Source organism: Streptomyces sp. SGAir0957 (genome assembly GCF_043523415.1).
Window position 1 is genome coordinate 6441623 of sequence record NZ_CP027293.1, and the last position, 17867, is coordinate 6459489.

The 17867-nt window shown below is 71.1% G+C and carries 19 protein-coding genes; 11 read left to right on the forward strand and 8 right to left on the reverse strand.

Annotated features, from left to right (window positions below):
• Positions 1-10 precede the first annotated feature (10 nt).
• Positions 11-1549, reverse strand: coding sequence for a S8 family peptidase (locus C1N81_RS34000; RefSeq protein WP_394435144.1), 1539 nt, complete (start codon positions 1547-1549; stop codon positions 11-13).
• Between the two features lie 316 nt (positions 1550-1865).
• Between C1N81_RS34000 and C1N81_RS34005 the strand changes: the two genes are divergently transcribed.
• From C1N81_RS34005 to moaA, 3 genes are all read left to right on the forward strand, one after another.
• A complete protein-coding gene (locus tag C1N81_RS34005) occupies positions 1866-2234 on the forward strand; it encodes a DUF485 domain-containing protein (RefSeq protein ID WP_394435145.1) in 369 nt (122 codons plus the stop codon).
• Positions 2231-3856, forward strand: a complete 1626-nt coding sequence (locus C1N81_RS34010; RefSeq protein ID WP_394435146.1) for a solute symporter family protein — start codon at positions 2231-2233, stop codon at positions 3854-3856. Before C1N81_RS34005 ends, C1N81_RS34010 begins: the two co-directional genes overlap by 4 nt.
• Before the next feature lie 166 nt (positions 3857-4022).
• Entirely contained in the window at positions 4023-5021 is a 999-nt protein-coding gene (gene moaA / locus C1N81_RS34015; protein ID WP_394435147.1) for a GTP 3',8-cyclase MoaA, read from the forward strand.
• A gap of 24 nt (positions 5022-5045) precedes the next feature.
• Here moaA and C1N81_RS34020 read toward each other — a convergent pair whose 3' ends face one another.
• The gene (locus C1N81_RS34020; protein ID WP_394435148.1) at positions 5046-5294 is read right to left on the reverse strand and encodes a hypothetical protein; all 249 of its coding nucleotides are present in this window, start codon (positions 5292-5294) and stop codon (positions 5046-5048) included.
• Positions 5295-5526: 232 nt separating this feature from the next.
• The gene (locus C1N81_RS34025) at positions 5527-5877 is read right to left on the reverse strand and encodes a DUF3099 domain-containing protein (RefSeq protein WP_394435149.1); all 351 of its coding nucleotides are present in this window, start codon (positions 5875-5877) and stop codon (positions 5527-5529) included.
• Between the two features lie 226 nt (positions 5878-6103).
• Here C1N81_RS34025 and C1N81_RS34030 point away from each other — a divergent pair, with 226 nt between their 5' ends.
• Positions 6104-6379: a GlsB/YeaQ/YmgE family stress response membrane protein gene (locus C1N81_RS34030; RefSeq protein ID WP_394435150.1), complete on the forward strand. Its 276-nt coding sequence runs from the start codon at positions 6104-6106 to the stop codon at positions 6377-6379.
• A gap of 57 nt (positions 6380-6436) precedes the next feature.
• Here C1N81_RS34030 and tyrS read toward each other — a convergent pair whose 3' ends face one another.
• The 3 genes from tyrS to C1N81_RS34045 form a co-directional block, all read right to left on the reverse strand.
• Entirely contained in the window at positions 6437-7708 is a 1272-nt protein-coding gene (gene tyrS, locus C1N81_RS34035) for a tyrosine--tRNA ligase (RefSeq protein WP_394435151.1), read from the reverse strand.
• Between the two features lie 96 nt (positions 7709-7804).
• On the reverse strand, positions 7805-9205 hold the full coding sequence (locus C1N81_RS34040) for a metallopeptidase TldD-related protein (protein ID WP_394435152.1): 1401 nt from the start codon (positions 9203-9205) through the stop codon (positions 7805-7807).
• Positions 9202-10734, reverse strand: coding sequence for a TldD/PmbA family protein (locus tag C1N81_RS34045; RefSeq protein ID WP_394435153.1), 1533 nt, complete (start codon positions 10732-10734; stop codon positions 9202-9204). The genes C1N81_RS34040 and C1N81_RS34045 overlap by 4 nt, the downstream gene beginning before the upstream one ends.
• Before the next feature lie 224 nt (positions 10735-10958).
• Here C1N81_RS34045 and fabG point away from each other — a divergent pair, with 224 nt between their 5' ends.
• From fabG to C1N81_RS34060, 3 genes are all read left to right on the forward strand, one after another.
• On the forward strand, positions 10959-11678 hold the full coding sequence (gene fabG, locus C1N81_RS34050; RefSeq protein ID WP_394435154.1) for a 3-oxoacyl-[acyl-carrier-protein] reductase: 720 nt from the start codon (positions 10959-10961) through the stop codon (positions 11676-11678).
• Between the two features lie 5 nt (positions 11679-11683).
• On the forward strand, positions 11684-12460 hold the full coding sequence (fabI, locus tag C1N81_RS34055; RefSeq protein ID WP_394435155.1) for an enoyl-ACP reductase FabI: 777 nt from the start codon (positions 11684-11686) through the stop codon (positions 12458-12460).
• 137 nt (positions 12461-12597) lie between these two features.
• Complete coding sequence (locus C1N81_RS34060) at positions 12598-13047, forward strand: hypothetical protein (protein WP_394435156.1); 450 nt, start codon at positions 12598-12600, stop codon at positions 13045-13047.
• On the opposite strand, the gene C1N81_RS34065 is transcribed toward C1N81_RS34060, so the two are convergent.
• Entirely contained in the window at positions 12975-13688 is a 714-nt protein-coding gene (locus tag C1N81_RS34065; protein WP_394435157.1) for a FadR/GntR family transcriptional regulator, read from the reverse strand. The two genes, C1N81_RS34060 and C1N81_RS34065, sit on opposite strands and share 73 nt — an antisense overlap.
• 127 nt (positions 13689-13815) lie before the next feature.
• On the opposite strand from C1N81_RS34065, the gene C1N81_RS34070 reads away from it, so the two are divergent.
• The 4 genes from C1N81_RS34070 (at position 13816) to C1N81_RS34085 (ending at position 16336) form a co-directional block, all read left to right on the forward strand.
• Positions 13816-15132 carry a CynX/NimT family MFS transporter gene (locus C1N81_RS34070; RefSeq protein ID WP_394435158.1) on the forward strand — a complete coding sequence of 439 codons (1317 nt, stop codon included), beginning with the start codon at positions 13816-13818 and terminating at the stop codon, positions 15130-15132.
• A gap of 69 nt (positions 15133-15201) precedes the next feature.
• Positions 15202-15321, forward strand: a complete 120-nt coding sequence (locus C1N81_RS34075; protein WP_394435159.1) for an SGM_5486 family transporter-associated protein — start codon at positions 15202-15204, stop codon at positions 15319-15321.
• A 216-nt stretch (positions 15322-15537) separates the two neighbouring features.
• Complete coding sequence (locus C1N81_RS34080) at positions 15538-15744, forward strand: hypothetical protein (protein ID WP_394435160.1); 207 nt, start codon at positions 15538-15540, stop codon at positions 15742-15744.
• A 73-nt stretch (positions 15745-15817) separates the two neighbouring features.
• A complete protein-coding gene (locus C1N81_RS34085) occupies positions 15818-16336 on the forward strand; it encodes a SixA phosphatase family protein (protein ID WP_394435161.1) in 519 nt (172 codons plus the stop codon).
• Positions 16337-16464: 128 nt separating this feature from the next.
• Here the strand turns inward: C1N81_RS34085 and serB are convergent, their stop codons facing one another.
• Positions 16465-17739, reverse strand: a complete 1275-nt coding sequence (gene serB / locus C1N81_RS34090; protein ID WP_394435162.1) for a phosphoserine phosphatase SerB — start codon at positions 17737-17739, stop codon at positions 16465-16467.
• Positions 17740-17867: the final 128 nt, after the last annotated feature.

Here is a 17867-nt window from a genome sequence, read left to right on the forward strand (position 1 = left end):
CGCGGGGCCGTCACTTCTTCACCGCCTTGAGCGCGTCGACGACGCCGTAGCCGTAGAAGCCGTTGCGCTGCTTGCCGCCCTTGCAGACCGCGTCGACGACACCGTCGCCGTCACCGTCGTACGACGCCGGGCAGACCTCCTCGTCGGCCTGGGCCTTCATCAGCGCCTGGAGCTGCGCGGGGGACGCCTTCGGGTGCGTCGACTTCAGGAGCGCGGCGACACCGGCGGCGTGCGGCGACGCCATCGAGGTGCCCTGGAGCCAGCCGTACTCGCCGCCGGGCAGCGTGGAGAGGATGCGGCCGTTCTTCGACGGGGTGTCGGCCGGGATCTGGTACTTGTCGCCGCCGGGCGCCGCGATGTCGATGACGCCGTTGCCGTACGAGGAGTAGTAGGCCTTGGCCTTGGTGATGCCGGTCGAGCTGACCGTGACGACACCCGGGAGCTGCGTCGGGATGTCGAGGCAGGTGTGCGGGTCGATGGTGCGGGGCACCGCGGTCGAGTCGTCCGGGCTGCTGTCGTCCAGGATCGCGTGCGAGTCCAGGTCGTGGTTGGAGTTGCCCGCGGAGGCGAAGCTCAGGGTGCCCTTCTTGGTGGCGTAGAGCTGGGCCCGGTTCACCGCGTCGACGATGGCCCGCTGGTCGGCGTCGTCCACGCAGTTGTACTGCCACGGGTCGACGTAGTAGCTGTTGTTGGTGACCTCGATGCCGTGGTCGGCGGCGAACACGAAGGCGCAGACGACGCTCTCCGGGTAGAACAGCTCGCTGACCGGGTCGGCCACCTTGATGCCCGCGACCTTGACGCCGGGCGCGACGCCCGCGACGCCGATCCCGTTGCGCGCGGCGGCGATCTCACCGGCGACGTGGGTGCCGTGGTAGTGGTCCGGGTTCGCGGGCCGCCAGGCGCCCGGCGAGGTGTCCGCCTTGCCGCCGACACAGCTCGCGGACTGGGCGGCGGAGAAGTTCGGGGCCAGGTCGGGGTGGGTGTCGTCGACGCCGGTGTCGATGACGCCGACCGTGACGTTGCGGCTGCCCGGGTTGATCTTCGCGGCCTTGTCGGCGCCGATCGCCCGCAGGTCCCACTGGTCGGCCTCAAGAGGCTCCTGGGCCGCCGGAGCCTTGGCGGCCAGCGCCTTGGCCTCGGCCTTCGAGAGCTTCTGCACGGCGCCCTCGTCGGTCGTGCCCGCGGCGGTGAGCGGCGCCGTACGGGTCGCGCCCGCCGTCGCCACGCCCTTGGCCTTGCGTATCTGCTTGCCGAAGTCGGGGTTCGAGGAGTGGACGACGAAGACGCCTATCTTCCCGTAGGTCTCGACTATGGAGCCGCCGGCCGCGGATATCGCCCTGCCGACGGAGGCGAGGGTGCGGCCGTCGGTGCCGCGCGTGTTCACCACGTACGCGAGCGACGCCGCCCCGTCCGTCGAAGTCGCCGTCGCCGCCGGGGAGTCGGCCGGTGCGGCGGACGCGGACGGCAGGAAGCCGAAGGAGGCCGTGAGCGCGATACCGATCGGCAGGGCGAGAGCGAGGCGGCGGCGTCTGGCGGGCAGATGAGCCATGGGGTCTCCACATCATCCGGGCGTATTTCGGTGAATACGGAAAGCCCGAACACATGTGGTGCTCGGGCAGGTACATGACGCGTGTTGCGGTGTGAACGTATCCCGGTCGGCGCAGGTCAGCAACGGCTTCCGAAAGAAAACAGCGGAGTTGAACCGCCGCGCCCGCACCTCCGTGCCGTTGTGCAGGGGGCGCTGGCCGAAACCGGCCCCCTGTCGGATCACGCCGGAGAGCCCTACCATCGCGAGCCGACTGGCGTGACCCACGTCACTTGAGAAACATCCGTCCCCGACAGCACCCGCATCACGAGGAGACTCCGTGGCCACCGACGCACCACCACCCCAGAAGGGCAGCCCCGACGCCGGTCCGGCCCTGCCCTCGACCGAGGAGTTCGTCGCGGCGCAGGCGAGCGCGGAGTTCGGCGAACTGCGCAAGGCGCACCGCTCGTTCGCCTTCCCGCTCACCATCGCGTTCGTCGCCTGGTACCTGGTCTACGTCCTGCTCTCCAACTACGCGGGCGACTTCATGGGCCACAAGCTCTTCGGCAACATCAACGTCGCCTTCGTGCTCGGCCTCGCCCAGTTCCTCACCACGTTCCTCATCGCCTGGTGGTACTCCCGGTACTCCGCCGCGAAGCTCGACCCGAAGGCCGAAGCCATCAAGTCCCGTATGGAGGGCGGCGCATGAGCCCCGCAGTGCACGTACTCGCCGCCGCCGAGGCCAGTGAGCACCGGCCGCTGATCATCACCCTGTTCGCCGTCTTCGTCGCCGCGACCCTCGTCATCACCGTATGGGCCGGACGGCAGACCAAGAGCGCCTCCGACTTCTACGCGGGCGGCCGTCAGTTCACCGCCTTCCAGAACGGGCTCGCCGTCTCCGGCGACTACATGTCCGCCGCGTCCTTCCTCGGCATCGCCGGCGCCATCGCCCTCTTCGGCTACGACGGCTTCCTCTACTCCATCGGCTTCCTGGTCGCCTGGCTCGTCGCGCTCCTCCTGGTCGCCGAACCGCTGCGCAACTCGGGGCGCTACACGATGGGCGACGTCCTCGCCTACCGGATGCGCCAGCGCCCGGTCCGCACGGCGGCGGGCACCTCCACCATCGTCGTCTCGATCTTCTACCTGCTCGCGCAGATGGCGGGCGCGGGCGTCCTCGTCTCGCTGCTGCTCGGCATCACCTCCGACGCGGGCAAGATCGGCATCGTCGCCCTCGTCGGCGTCCTGATGATCGTCTACGTGACCATCGGCGGCATGAAGGGCACCACCTGGGTGCAGATGGTCAAGGCCGTGCTCCTCATCGCGGGCACGATCCTGCTGACGTTCCTGGTCATGCTGAAGTTCAACTTCAACATCTCCGACCTGCTCGGCACCGCCGCCGAGAACAGCGGCAAGGGCTCGCCGTTCCTGGAGCCGGGCCTCAAGTACGGTGCCACCGCCACCTCGAAGCTCGACTTCCTCTCGCTCGGCATCGCCCTCGTGCTCGGCACCGCGGGCCTTCCGCACATCCTGATCCGCTTCTACACGGTGCCGACCGCCAAGGCCGCCCGCAAGTCCGTCAACTGGGCCATCGGCATCATCGGCGCCTTCTACCTCATGACGATCGCGCTCGGCTTCGGCGCGGCGGCCCTCATCAAGCCCGACGAGATCATCGCCTCCAACCCGGCGGGCAATACGGCAGCGCCGCTGCTCGCGCTCCATCTGGGCGGCGTCGACTCCAGCTGGGGCGCGATCCTCCTCGCGTCGATCTCCGCCGTCGCGTTCGCCACGATCCTCGCGGTGGTCGCGGGCCTCACCCTCGCCTCGTCCTCCTCCTTCGCGCACGACATCTACGCGAACGTCATCAAGAAGGGCCAGGCGGACGAGAAGCAGGAGATGCGCGCCGCCCGCTGGGCCACCGTCTTCATCGGCATCATCTCCATCGCCCTCGGCGCACTCGCCCGCGACCTCAACGTGGCGGGCCTGGTCGCCCTCGCGTTCGCCGTCGCCGCGTCCGCGAACCTGCCGACGATCCTCTACAGCCTCTTCTGGAAGCAGTTCAACACCAGCGGGGCGCTCTGGTCGATCTACGGCGGCCTCTTCACGGCGGTCTTCCTCGTCCTCTTCTCGCCGGTCGTCTCCGGCAACGAGAAGACGTCCATGTTCAAGGGCGTCGACTTCCACTGGTTCCCGCTTGAGAACCCCGGCATCATCTCGATCCCGGTCGGCTTCGCGCTCGGTGTCATCGGCACCTACCTCGGCAAGGAGAAGGCCGACAAGGGCAAGTACGCCGAACTGGAGGTCCGTTCCCTCACCGGCACCGGAGCCCACTGAGCCTTGCCGGTCGTGCCCGGGTCCCGTCGCGGCTCGTCGCCGCTCGTCGTAGAGAGCTACGACAGGACCCGGGCACGCTCGTGGGATCACCGTCCTGCCTCTGTCGGACCTGTCACGTAGGCTCGTTCGGTACAAGGCAGGACCACGTACCAGGGAGGGGGCCCACGTGCTCATCGACACCTACGGCCGAACCGCCACCGACCTGCGGGTCTCGCTGACCGACCGGTGCAATCTGCGGTGCACGTACTGCATGCCCGAAGAGGGCCTGCAATGGCTGGCCAAGCCCGACCTGCTCACGGACGACGAGATTGTCCGCCTCGTCCGCATCGCCACCACCCACCTCGGCATCACCGAGGTCCGCTTCACCGGCGGCGAGCCGCTCCTGCGCCCCGGCCTCGTCGGCATCGTCGAGCGGGTCGCCGCGCTGCCGTCGCGCCCCAGGATGTCCCTGACGACGAACGGGATCGGGCTGAAGCGCACCGCGAAGGCCCTCAAGGAGGCCGGGCTCGACCGGGTCAACGTCTCCCTGGACACGCTGCGCCCCGACGTCTTCAAGACCCTCACCCGCCGCGACCGCCACAAGGACGTCATCGAGGGCCTGGCCGCCGCCCACGAGGCGGGCCTCACCCCCGTGAAGATCAACTCGGTCCTGATGCCGGGGCTCAACGAGGACGAGGCCCCGGAGCTCCTCGCCTGGGCCGTCGAGCACGGCTACGAGCTGCGCTTCATCGAGCAGATGCCGCTCGACGCCCAGCACGGCTGGAAGCGCGAGGGCATGATCACCGCGGGCGACATCCTGGCCTCCCTGCGGACGCGGTTCGAGCTGACCGAGGAAGGCTCCGAGGAGCGGGGCTCCGCCCCGGCCGAGCGCTGGGTCGTCGACGGCGGCCCGCACCGCGTCGGCGTCATCGCCTCGGTGACCCGCCCGTTCTGCGCCGCCTGCGACCGCACCCGGCTCACCGCCGACGGCCAGGTCCGCACGTGCCTGTTCGCCACGGAGGAGACGGACCTGCGCGCGGCGCTCAGGGCGGACGGTGCGGAGAACAGCGACGAGAACATCGCCCGTATCTGGAAGCTCGCCATGTGGGGCAAGAAGGCGGGCTCGGGCCTCGACGACCCGTCGTTCCTCCAGCCCGACCGCCCGATGTCGGCGATCGGCGGCTGACGCCCCGGCCCTCGGGGCGCCGCCTCACTCCACGCGCGCGTCCCACTCCTCAAGGCTCACCACGTCCTTGAGGAAGCCGCGCACCCCGAGGAACTGGGCGAGGTGCTCACGGTGCTCCTCGCAGGCGAGCCACGTCTTGCGCCGCTCCGGCGTGTGCAGCTTGGGGTTGTTCCACGCGAGCACCCACACGGCGTCGGCGCGACAGCCCTTGGCCGAGCACTGCGGGGAAGAGGGGTCCGGGGAGGACGGTCCGGAGAGGTTCGCGAGGTTCACGCCCCCAGCCTAAAGGCACCCGGAAAGGGCCCGGAAATGGCGACGCCGAGCAGCCACGGGGGGAGCTGCCCGGCGTCGGTCCGTCGCTCCGACGGGGGATGCGGAGCGCGTACGCAGTATGTCACGCGGGACCCGCCGCCCGGCACCTGAACTACATGATTGATCTGAGCTTTTCTTGAGCTTTGAGTACGGGGCGACCGGACCGGCCCCGTCGACGGGCGCGGACACGCGCTCAGACGCGGTCCTCCGGACCGGGTTCCGCCGGGGCGACGGCCGGTCCCGGCGCGATCATCGGCCGGCTCGCCGCGGGCACGAAGGTCGACGGCAGTCCCGGCGCGTTCTCCCGGCCCGCGTTGGCGATCACCACCGCGACATAGGGGAGCAGGGCCCCGAACACCAGCGTCACGATGGCGACCGGCCGCTCGACGTTCCACAGCACGGCCGTGAGGATCACCGACACCGTGCGGATCGCCATCGAGATGACGTACCGGCGCTGCCGGCCCCGCACGTCGTCCGCGAGTCCCTGCCGGGCTCCTGTGATGCGGAAAACCTGTGCTCCGCCGTTACCGCTGCGCTTCCGCATCACACTCCACCACCCGACCGTTTCGCCGGACTCTCCCCGGACCGGACTGCCTCCACGGTACGCCCGGGGTCCGCCTGCTACGAGACCGGGGGCGCCCGGAGCCGGGCGTGTGGCCTGCGCCGTACCGCGTACGGCCCCGCCCGACATGCGCCGTACGGGGTACGGACCGAGACTGATGTGACGGTGCGCACGCGCGTATGCGCACGCCGCATGAGGAGGCGACGGCATGAACTGGTTGTGGGCAATCATCGTGGGTCTTGTGCTCGGTCTGATCGCGAAGGCGATCCTGCCGGGCAAGCAGCAGATCCCGCTGTGGCTGACGGTGATCTTCGGCATCCTCGGCAGCGTCCTGGGCAACTGGGCGGCCACGGGCCTCGGGGTCAACGACACCAAGGGCATCGACTGGATCCGCCACCTGCTGCAGCTGATCGGCGCGGTCATCGTCGTCGGTGTCGGTGACGCGGCCTGGTCGGCGATCCGCGGCAACCGCAGGCGGGCCTGACCCCACGCCGAAGGGGCCGGACCCGCATGACGCGGACCCGGCCCCTCAAGGCGGTTCCTAGGCCGTGACCTCGACCGCGGCCAGGTTCTTCTTGCCGCGCCGCAGCACGAGCCAGCGCCCGTGCAGCAGCTCGTCGGCGCCCGGGACGTGGTCCTCGGCGGCCACCTTGACGTTGTTCACGTAGGCGCCGCCCTCCTTCACGGTGCGGCGCGCCGCCGACTTGCTGGCCACGAGACCGACCTCGGCGAACAGGTCGACGACCGGGCCCACCTCCGTGACCTGGATCTTCGGCAGCTCGGAGAGCGCGGCCGCGAGCGTCGCCTCGTCGAGGTCCGCGAGGTTGCCGTCGCCCTGCCCGAACAGCGCCTTCGACGCGGAGATCACGGCCGCCGTCTGGTCCGCGCCGTGCACCAGCGTCGTCAGCTCCTCGGCGAGCGCCCGCTGCGCGGCGCGCGCCTGCGGCCGCTCCTGCGTCTGCCGCTCCAGCTCGGCCAGCTCCTCCCGCGACCTGAACGACAGGATGCGCAGGTACGTCGAGACGTCCCGGTCGTCCACGTTCAGCCAGAACTGGTAGAAGGCGTACGGCGTCGTCATCTCCGGGTCGAGCCAGATGGCGCCGCCCTCGGTCTTGCCGAACTTGGTGCCGTCCGCCTTCACCATCAGCGGCGTCGCGATGCAGTGCGCCGACGCTTCCGGCTCCAGGCGGTGGATCAGGTCCAGGCCCGCCGTCAGGTTGCCCCACTGGTCGGAGCCGCCGAGCTGCAGCGTGCAGTTGTGGCGCCGGTACAGCTCCAGGAAGTCCATGCCCTGGAGCAGCTGGTAGCTGAACTCCGTGTAGCTGATGCCCTCCTGCGACTCCAGACGCCGGGCGACCGAGTCCTTGGTCAGCATCTTGTTGACGCGGAAGTGCTTGCCGATGTCCCGGAGGAACTCGATGGCCGACATGCCGGCCGTCCAGTCCAGGTTGTTCACCATCAGCGCCGCGTTCTCGCCCTCGAAGGAGAGGAACGGCTCGATCTGCGTGCGCAGCCGGGAGACCCAGTTCGCGACCGTCTCCGGGTCGTTCAGCGTGCGCTCCGCCGTCGGGCGCGGGTCGCCGATCTGGCCCGTCGCGCCGCCGACCAGGGCCAGCGGGCGCAGGCCCGCCTGCTGGAGGCGGCGCATGGTCAGGACCTGCACCAGGTGCCCGACGTGCAGCGAGGCCGCCGTCGGGTCGAACCCGATATAGAACGTGACAGGACCGTCCGCGAGAGCCTTGCGCAAAGCGTCCTCGTCGGTGGACTGGGCGAAGAGCCCGCGCCACTTCAGCTCGTCGACGATGTCCGTCACGGTTCTGTGTCTCCTTGAACAGTCCTGATGGGTCCCGCCCAGTCTATGGGCGAAACGATGCGGGCCGGACGCCGTGCGGGTCAGACGCCGTGCATGTCAGACGCCCTGGCTGACCGAGCTCATGTTGAAGTCGGGCACGCGCAGCGCGGGCATCGCCGCTTTAGTGAACCAGTCGCCCCACTCCCTCGGCAGCGTCTTTTCCGTGCGCCCGGCCTCGGTGGCCCGGCCCAGCAGGTCGACCGGCGACTCGTTGAACCGGAAGTTGTTGACCTCGCCGACGACCTCGCCGTTCTCCACGAGGTACACGCCGTCCCGGGTGAGCCCGGTGAGCAGCAGCGTGGCCGGGTCGACCTCGCGGATGTACCAGAGGCAGGTGAGGAGCAGCCCGCGCTCCGTGGCGGCGACCATCTCCTCCAGGGACTTGCCCGGGCCCGAGCCGCTTTCGAGGACGAGATTGTCGGCGGCGGGCGCGACCGGGAGCCCGGTCAGGCCCGCGCTGTGCCGGGTCGTCGACAGATGGCGCAGCTCACCCCGGGAGATCCACTCGGTGGCGCCCACCGGCAGCCCGTTGTCGAAGACGGACGCGTCGTCCCCGGAGGCGTGCGCGATCACGAACGGGGCGGACTCGATCCCGGGCTCGTTCGGATCGCTGCGCAAGGTCAGCGGCAGCTCGCTCAGCCGGTCGCCCACGCGCGTGCCGCCGCCCGGCCTGGAGAACACGGTCCGGCCCTCGGCGGCGTCCCGCGCGCCCGCCGACCACAGCATGTAGATCAGCAGGTCCGCGACGGCGGTCGGCGGCAGCAGCGTCTCGTAGCGCCCGGCCGGCAGGTCCACGCGGCGCTCGGCCCAGCCCAGCCGGGTCGCGAGGTCCGCGTCGAGCGCCGCCGGGTCGATGTCCTTGAAGTCCCGGGTGGAGCGGCCCGCCCACGCCGAGCGCTTGCGGTCGGTGGACTTGGCGTTCAGCTCCAGGGTCCCGTCGGGCTGGTCGTGCCGCAGCCGCAGCCCGCTGGACGTACCGAGATACGTGCTGGTCAGCTCATGGTTGGCGAAGCCGTACAGCTCGCGCCCGCCGGACCTCGCCCGAGCGAACGCCTCGCCCAGCGCGGGCGCGAAGTTCGCGAAGACGGCCGACGAGGTCTCGGCGGGCGCCTCCGTGAACGCGGGGGAGTGCGGGACGCCGTCCACCAGCGGCTGCGCGTCCTCGGCGGGCCCCGCCTTCGCCGCGGCCTCCTCGGCGGCCCGCACCAGCGGTTCGAGGTCGTCGGCGGTGACGGCGGAGCGGGAGACGACACCGGTGGCGGTGCCCTCCTTGCCGTCGACGGTGGCGACGACGGTGAGTTTGCGCCCGCGCGTGACCCCGTTCGTCGTCAGCGCGTTGCCCGCCCAGCGCAGATTGGCGGTGGACGTCTCGTCGGCGATGACGACACAGCCGTCGGCCCGCGACAGTGCGAGGGCGCGCTCGACGATCTCGTGCGGCTTGTTCGTACGAGGGCTCATCGGCCGGCCTCCTGCGTCGTGTTGAGGATGTTGACGCCCTTGAAGAGGGCCGAAGGACAGCCGTGCGAGACGGCCGCGACCTGGCCCGGCTGGGCCTTGCCGCAGTTGAAGGCGCCGCCGAGGACATAGGTCTGCGGCCCGCCGACCGCGGCCATGGACCCCCAGAAGTCGGTGGTGGTCGCCTGGTAGGCGAAGTCCCGCACCTGCCCGGCGAGCCGACCGTTCCGGATCTCGTACGCCCGTTGCGCCGTGAACTGGAAGTTGTAGCGCTGCATGTCGATGGACCACGACCGGTCCCCGACGAGATAGAGCCCGTGATCGACACCCCCGATGAGGTCCTCGGTGGAGAGCCCGCCCGGATCGGGCTGCAGCGAGACGTTGGCCATCCGCTGCACGGGGACATGGCCGGGGGAGTCGGCATAGGCACAGCCGTTGGAGCGCTCGAAACCGGTCAGTTTGGCGATGCGCCGGTCCAGTTGGTACCCGACGAGCGTGCCGTCCTTCACCAGGTCCCAGGACTGCCCGGCCACGCCCTCGTCGTCGTAGCCGATGGTGGCGAGGCCGTGCTCGGCGGTGCGGTCACCGGTGACGTTCATCAGCTCGGAGCCGTACTTGAGCTTGCCGAGCTGGTCGAAGGTGGCGAAGGAGGTGCCCGCGTAGGCCGCCTCGTAGCCGAGGGCGCGGTCCAGCTCGGTGGCGTGCCCGATGGACTCGTGGATGGTCAGCCACAGGTTGGACGGGTCCACGACCAGGTCGTACGAGCCCGCCCGCACGCTCGGCGCCCGCATCTTCTCCGCGAGCAGCTCCGGGATCTCGTCGAGCTCGCGCTGCCAGTCCCAGGCCGTGCCCGCCTTCCCCGTCAGGTACTCCCAGCCGCGCCCGGCGGGCGGGGCGAGCGTGCGCATCGAGTCGAACTCGCCGCTCGCCTCGTCCACGGCGACCGCGTTCAGCGACGGGTGCAGGCGGACGCGCTGCTGGGTCGTCGTGGTCCCGGCCGTGTCCGCGTAGAACTTGTTCTCGTGCACGACCAGGAGGGACGCGTCGACGTGGCTGACGCCCGGGGCCGCGAGCAGCCGCGCGCTCCAGTCGGCGAGCAGCCCGGCGCGCTCCTCCTCCGGCACGGAGAACGGGTCGACCTCGTAGGAGGAGACCCAGGTCCGGTCGGCGTGCACCGGCTCGTCCGCGAGTTCCACGCGCTCGTCCGACCCGGCGGCCTCGATCACCCGCGCGCTCAGCTTGGCCATCGCGACGGCCTGCGACGCTACCTTCGCCGCCGCGTCCATCGTCAGATCGACCCCGGCCGCGAACCCCCAGGTCCCGCCGTGCACGACACGCACCGCGTACCCCAGGTCCGTGGTGTCCGACGACCCGGCGGGCTTGGCGTCCCGCAGCCGCACCGCGCCGCTTCGCACCCGCTCCAGGCGGAAGTCGGCGTGGTCGGCGCCAAGGGCGCGGGCGCGGGCGAGCGCGGCGTCGGCCAGGGCGCGCAGCGGCAGCGCGGTGAAGGACGGGTCGATGTCATGGGCCATGGGCGGCCTTCCCTTGTCGTCGTTGACGGGCCAGCCAACGTATGCCGCGCCGCGGGGGTTTTCCAAGAGCCCCACCGGCCTCATGGACCCGACCGGTACGCGGTGGGAACTGTGGGGATCCCACAGTTCCCACCGCATCGCCCTGTCACCCCCGGATTCGGCGCCCGGTACCGGGCCGGGATAGTTTCGACGGGTACCTGACCGCCGATCGAAAGGGTGATCCGTTGAGCCGCTCGGTTCTCGTCACCGGAGGCAACCGGGGCATCGGCCTCGCCATCGCCCGTAGTTTCCTGGAGCAGGGCGACAAGGTCGCGTTCACCTACCGTTCCGGCGAGCCCCCCAAGGAGCTCACCGACGCCGGCGCGCTGGCCGTCAAGTGCGACATCACGGACACGGAGCAGGTGGAGCAGGCCTACAAGGAGATCGAGGAGAAGCACGGCAACGTCGAGGTCCTGATCGCCAACGCCGGCATCACCAAGGACCAGCTCCTCATGCGCATGTCGGAGGAGGACTTCACGTCCGTCCTCGACACCAACCTCACCGGGACCTTCCGGGTCGTGAAGCGCGCCAACCGCGGCATGCTGCGCGCCAAGAAGGGCCGGGTCGTGCTGATCTCCTCCGTCGTCGGTCTGCTCGGTTCGGCGGGGCAGGCGAACTACGCCGCCTCCAAGGCGGGCCTGGTCGGCTTCGCGCGCTCCCTCGCCCGCGAGCTGGGTTCGCGCAACATCACCTTCAACGTCGTCACCCCCGGCTTCGTCGACACCGACATGACCCAGGCGCTCACCGACGAGCAGCGCACGGGCATCATGGCGCAGGTGCCGCTCGGCCGGTACGCGCAGGTCGGGGAGATCGCCTCCGCGGTGAAGTTCCTCGCCTCGGACGACGCTTCGTACATCACTGGTGCCGTCATTCCCGTTGACGGCGGACTGGGAATGGGTCACTGAACATCATGGCTGGAATTCTCGAGGGCAAGAAGATCCTCATCACCGGTGTGCTGATGGAGTCCTCCATCGCCTTCCACGCCGCGAAGCTCGCCCAGGAGCAGGGTGCGGAGATCATCCTCACCGCCTGGCCGCGGCCGACGCTCACCGAGCGCATCGCCAAGAAGCTGCCCGACCCGGACAAGGTCAAGGTCCTGGAGCTCGACGTCTCCAACGACGAGCACCTCGCCCGCCTGGAGGGCCAGGTCCGCGAGCACCTCGGCGACCGGCTCGACGGCATCGTGCACTCCATCGGCTTCGCCCCGCAGGACGCGCTCGGCGGCAACTTCCTGAACACGCCGTTCGAGTCCGTGGCCACCGCCATGAACGTCTCCGCCTTCTCGCTGAAGTCGCTGACGACGGCGCTGCTGCCGCTGATGACCGAGGGCGGCTCCGTCGTCGGCCTCACCTTCGACGCGCAGTTCGCCTGGCCGCAGTACGACTGGATGGGCCCGGCCAAGGCCGCCCTGGAGGCCACCAGCCGCTACATGGCGCGCGACCTCGGCAAGCAGAACATCCGCTGCAACCTGATCTCGGCGGGCCCGATCGGCTCCATGGCCGCGAAGTCGATCCCCGGCTTCAGCGAGCTGGCCGCGGTCTGGGACAGCCGCTCGCCGCTGGAGTGGAAGCTGGAGGACCCGGAGCCGGCCGGGCGCGGCATCGTCGCGCTGCTCTCGGACTGGTTCCCGAAGACGACGGGCGAGATCGTCCACGTGGACGGCGGTCTGCACGCCATCGGCGCCTGACCCCTGCTTGATCGCCGTCCGGGCGGCGTCCGGGCGGTGTCCGGGCACCGCCCGAAACGAGGTGTCCCCCGTTCGGCCCACCGGCCGGGCGAGGTGAAGGGGCCTCCCCGCACTCTGGTGCGAGGAGGTCCCTTTCCGTGCGCCTGTCCTCTCGCATAGCCCCCGCCCTCGCGGCCGCGGCCCTGCTGGCCGCGCTGCCCTACGACGCGGTGTCCGACACCGCGGCCCAGCGCCACGATCCCGGCCACGCGCGCGTGGCCGCGAAGACGCCCGAACGGTTCGGCGCGGGCTGCCGCACCCTCGTCAAGGGCGTACGTGTGACCGCCGACTGCCACAACCCGTACCCCGGCGTCGACCGGGTGGCCCTGCACATCGAGTGCGACCCCTGGTGGGACATCGACACCGACACGGCCCCGGCCGACGTGGGCCCGGCCGAGACGGTCCGGATGAACGGGCGGTGCTGGCGGAGCGTGCGCAGGGCGTGGGTCAGCCACGAGAAGGCCGACCGGCTGCGTCAGGCGGGGGAGGGCCCGTCCAGCCTGCGGGAGGGCCCGTCCAGCCTGCCCGGACGGCACAGGAACGGATAGGACGCCGCCTCCGCGGCCGCCGTCTCCGCGTCGCCCTCCCGGATCGCGTCGACCAGGCGCGCGTGGTCCATGTGGTTCTCGGCGGTCAGCCGCTCGCCCACGTCCTCGCGCAGCCAGTCCCGCAGCACCTCGCCGAGGTCCGCGTACATCGACGTCATCACGTCGTTGTGCGACGCGGCGACGACGGCCAGGTGGAGCGTCGCGTCGGCCGCCACGAACGCCTCCGCGTCGCCCGCCTCCCACGCCTCCTCCCGGCGCAGGTGCAGGGCGTCCAGCTGCTTCAGATCGCGCTCGGTGCGCCGCTCGGCCGCGAGCCGCGCCGCGCTCGACTCCAGCGTGGAGCGCAGCTCGGCGATGTGGCGCGGATCGGCGTCCGCGAACCGCCGCTGCATGACCCCGGCCAGCTCACTGGTGGCCACGACGTACGTGCCCGAGCCCTGCCGGATGTCGAGCAGCCCGTTGTGCGCGAGGGCGCGTACGGCCTCCCGCACCGTGTTCCGGGCGACGCCCAGCTGCTCGACCAGTTCGGGCTCGGTCGGGATGCGGGAGCCCACCGGCCACTCGCCCGACGAGATCTGGGCGCGCAGGGCGGAGATCACCTGCTCGGACAGGGCCGAGCGGCGCGGAGAGGTCAGTGGCATCGACGGTTCTTCCCTTGTCTCTTCCCTTGTCGCGGCGGTCCGGCTGCGCGGTGGCGTCGAGCGGACTTTACCGAGCCCGCTCCGCCGAGTGGACAGCCAATCATCCCATGATTCTAAGATGGGCCCCATGGCCAGTGAGGAAACCCCGACGACGACCCCGACGATGGCGCCGCCCCCGTCGACCGCCGAGACCCCGATATCCACCCCGCGCGACGACGGACGGGGCGCCCCGCGCGCGTGGGCCGTACGCCTGGTCACCGTCGGCATCGTCCTCGCCGCCCTCAACCTGCGCCCCGCCATCACCAGCCTCGGCGCCCTCCTCGAAGAGGTCCGCGACGGGCTCGGCATGAGCGGCGGCGTCGCCGGGCTCCTCACCTCCGTGCCCCCGCTCTGCTTCGCGGTCTTCGGCGTGATGGCGCCGCGCCTCGCCAGGCGGTTCGGCGCCAGCGCGGTCGTCTGCGCGGGCATGGTCGCGATCGCCGCGGGCCTGATCATCCGGCCCTACGCCGGGAACACGGCCGGTTTCCTCGTCGCCAGCGCCCTCGCCCTCATGGGCATCGCGGTGAGCAACGTCCTCATGCCGGTCATCGTCAAGCGCTGGTTCCCCGACCGCGTCGGCTCCATGACCGGCCTGTACTCGATGGCCCTCGCCATGGGCACGTCCCTCGCGGCCGCCGCCACCGTGCCCGTCACCGACGCGCTCGGAGGCAGCTGGCAGACCGGCCTCGCCGTCTGGGCCGCCCTCGGCGTCGCCGCCGTCCTGCCGTGGGCGCCGCTCGCCCGCGCCAGGAGCGCGGGACCCGCCGAACCGGCCCACACCACCGCGGCCGGCCAGGGCGACGCCCTGCGCATCACCCGCAGCCGCACCGCGTGGGCGCTCGCCGTCTTCTTCGGGCTCCAGGCCACCGCCGCCTACATCACGATGGGCTGGATGGCGCAGATCTTCCGCGACGCCGGGGTCTCCGCCTCGACCGCGGGCGTCCTCCTCGCCGTCACCATGGCCATGGGCATCCCGCTCGCCTTCGTCATCCCGCGCGTCGCCGCCCGGCTGCCGAACCAGGGCCCCATCGTGGTCATCCTCGGCGCGTGCGGCCTCGCCGGTTACGCGGGCCTGTACTTCGCGCCCTCCTCCGGCGCCTGGGCCTGGGCGATCCTGCTCGGCATCTCCAACTGCGCCTTCCCGCTCGCCCTGACCATGGTCGGCATGCGGGCCCGCACCGGCGCGGGCGTCGCCAAGCTCTCCGCGTTCGCCCAGTCCACCGGCTACCTGATCTCCATCCCCGGACCCCTCCTCGTCGGCGTCCTCTACCAGAGCAGCGGCGGCTGGGGCGTCCCCATCGCGCTCATGGCCGCGCTGATGGTGCCGCAGATCGTCGTCGGCGTCCTCGCGGGCCGCAACCGCACCGTGGAGGACGAGGCCGCGAGGCCCTGGGCGCGTTCCTGAAGTCCCGTCGTCCGCCCGAAGGGCGGCCCCGGCGTCCTGACGCCGACGGACAGGTGCGACACTTGCCGCATGTCGCCTGTGCTCGAGCCGAACCCCCAGAACGGCCAGAAGAAGCTTCTGCTGGTGATCGGCGCGATGCTCGCCGTCACCGTGGTCGTGGCGATCATCGCGACGATCGCCTCGCCCTGACACCGGTGCCTCGCCCTGACACCGGCGCCGGGCCCGCGAGGCCGGGGACGGCCCCGGGGTGGGGTTAACTCCACCATCCCCTAGGGGGCCAGTGTCAGGGTGAAGTGGGTGGATCACCGGATGGGGCCGGGGCCGCAGGATCCGTAGGTTCGAAGTGTCGCCGACAGCGTCGGCGCACGGACGGGAACCACGGCCTCGCGGACCACGGAGGACACCATGTCGGCCCCCACGCACCCCCGGACCCACCCGGCAGCCACGGGCGGCGTCGACATCCGGCTGCCCTGGTGGGCGATCGCGCTGCCGGCCGTCGCCTTCGTGGCGCTCCTGCTGCTCATCCTCAACCCGGCCGACGCCCACGCCGCGGCGGGAGATCCGACCCTCGGCCACATCCTGGAACGCGCCAGGGAACTGGTGGCCGGCTAGGACAGGCCGGCGGGCGGGGGCGGACCGCCAACTCCCTGCGCCCCGTGGTCGGTTTCGTGCGAAGCTGGGACGTATGAGCGTCGCAGAACCCCGCAGGATTGTCCTTTTCCGGCATGCCAAGGCGGACTGGCCTCAGGTGTCCGATCACGAGCGGCCGCTGGCCGAGCGCGGGCGCAAGGACGCCCCGATCGCCGGCCGCAAGCTCGCCGACTCCGGCATCGCCCTCGACCTGGCCCTCTGCTCGACCGCCACGCGCACCCGGGAGACGTGGAAACTGGCCGTCTCCGAGCTGCCGGAGCGCCCCAAGACCGTCTACGAGGAGCGCATCTACGAGGCGTCCCCCGGCGAACTCATCGCGGTCCTCAACGAGACGCCGGACGACGTGACGAACGCCGTCATGGTCGGCCACAACCCCGGTATGCAGGGCCTCACCGAGGCCCTCGCGGGCGACTCCGCACCGGACGCGGCCCAGCGCCTCGGCCGCTCGGGCTTCTCCACCGCGGCGTTCGCCGTACTGACCTTCACCGGGCCCTGGAAGTCCCTGGAGCCGGGTGCCGCGAAGCTGGTCGACTACTGGTCGCCGAACGACTGAGACACGCCCCCGCGATGTGAAAGGGCCCGGTACCGAATGATCGGTACCGGGTCCTCCGACGTATCGGGTCCTCCGGCGTACCGGGCCCTCCGGCGTACCGGGTCCTCTGACGTACGGGACGGATCGGATCAGACGGCGCTGACCACCGTCTCCTCCTCCTGGGTGTCGGCCGCCTCGACCTCCTCGCGGGTGATGCCGAGCAGGTACAGGACCGTGTCGAGGAAGGGCACGTTCACGGCGGTGTGGGCCGCCGCGCGGACCAGGGGCTTGGCGTTGAAGGCGACGCCGAGACCGGCCGCGTTCAGCATGTCCAGGTCGTTCGCGCCGTCGCCGATCGCCACGGTCTGGGCGAGCGGGACCCCGGCCTCCGCCGCGAACCGGCGCAGGAGGCGCGCCTTGCCCGCCCGGTCCACGATCTCGCCGGTGACCCGGCCCGTCAGCCTGCCATCGACGATCTCCAGGGTGTTGGCCTGCGCGAAATCGAGGCCGAGCCGCTCCCGCAGATCGTCGGTGACCTGGGTGAACCCGCCCGACACGACGCCCACTTGATAGCCCAGGCGCTTCAGCGTACGGATCAGGGTGCGGGCGCCCGGCGTGAGCCGCACCTCGCTCCGCACCTTGTCCACCACCGACGCGTCCAGGCCCGCGAGCAGCGCCACGCGCGCGTGCAGCGACTGCTCGAAGTCCAGCTCGCCGCGCATCGCCGCCGCCGTCACCTCGGCGACCTTCTCCTCGCAGCCCGCGTGCGCCGCGAACAGCTCGATCACCTCGTCCTGGATGAGCGTCGAGTCGACGTCCATCACGACGAGCCGCTGCGCGCGCCGGTGCAGACCGGACGCGACGACGGCCACGTCCAGGCTCTGCCTCGTCGCCTCTATGGCGAGCGCCGTGCGCAGCTCCTCCGTGCCGGTGCCCGACACGGCGAACTCCACGGCCGTCACCGGGTACTTGGCGAGCCGGAAGATACGGTCGATGTTGCCGCCGGTCCGCGTGATGGCCGCGGCGATCGCGGCCGTCGACTCCGCGGTGAGCGGGTGCCCGAGCACGGTGACCAGGGAGCGGCCCATGCCGCGCGGCCGGTTGTCACCGATGCCCGAGATGATCTCGGCCTGCATCCGCATGGACTCCGCCCAGCTGTGGACGGTGGCCCGCAGGTCACCTTCCAGGCCGGCCGGGGGCTCCGTCACCAGGGCGCACAGGACGATGCGGCCCCGGGTGACGACCTGCTCGATGTCGACGACGTCGACGGAGTAGGCGGCGAGCGTGTCGAAGAGGCCGGCGGTGAGGCCGGGCCGGTCCTTGCCGAATATCTTGACCAGGAGGGTCGGGACGTCGGCCGGCACGTACGGGTCCGAGTCGACGTGCGGGGCATCAGCGGGGTGCGTGGGCTGCGAGGCGCTCATGATGCCCTTACGTTATCGGGCGCGTGTACGCATCGCGGCCCGGGTCCAACCACCGGACACCCCGGCTCCGCCGCGCACGGGGCCATGCGAGATGCCCCGGCAGATCTTGCTCCGGGTCCGGCGCGGGG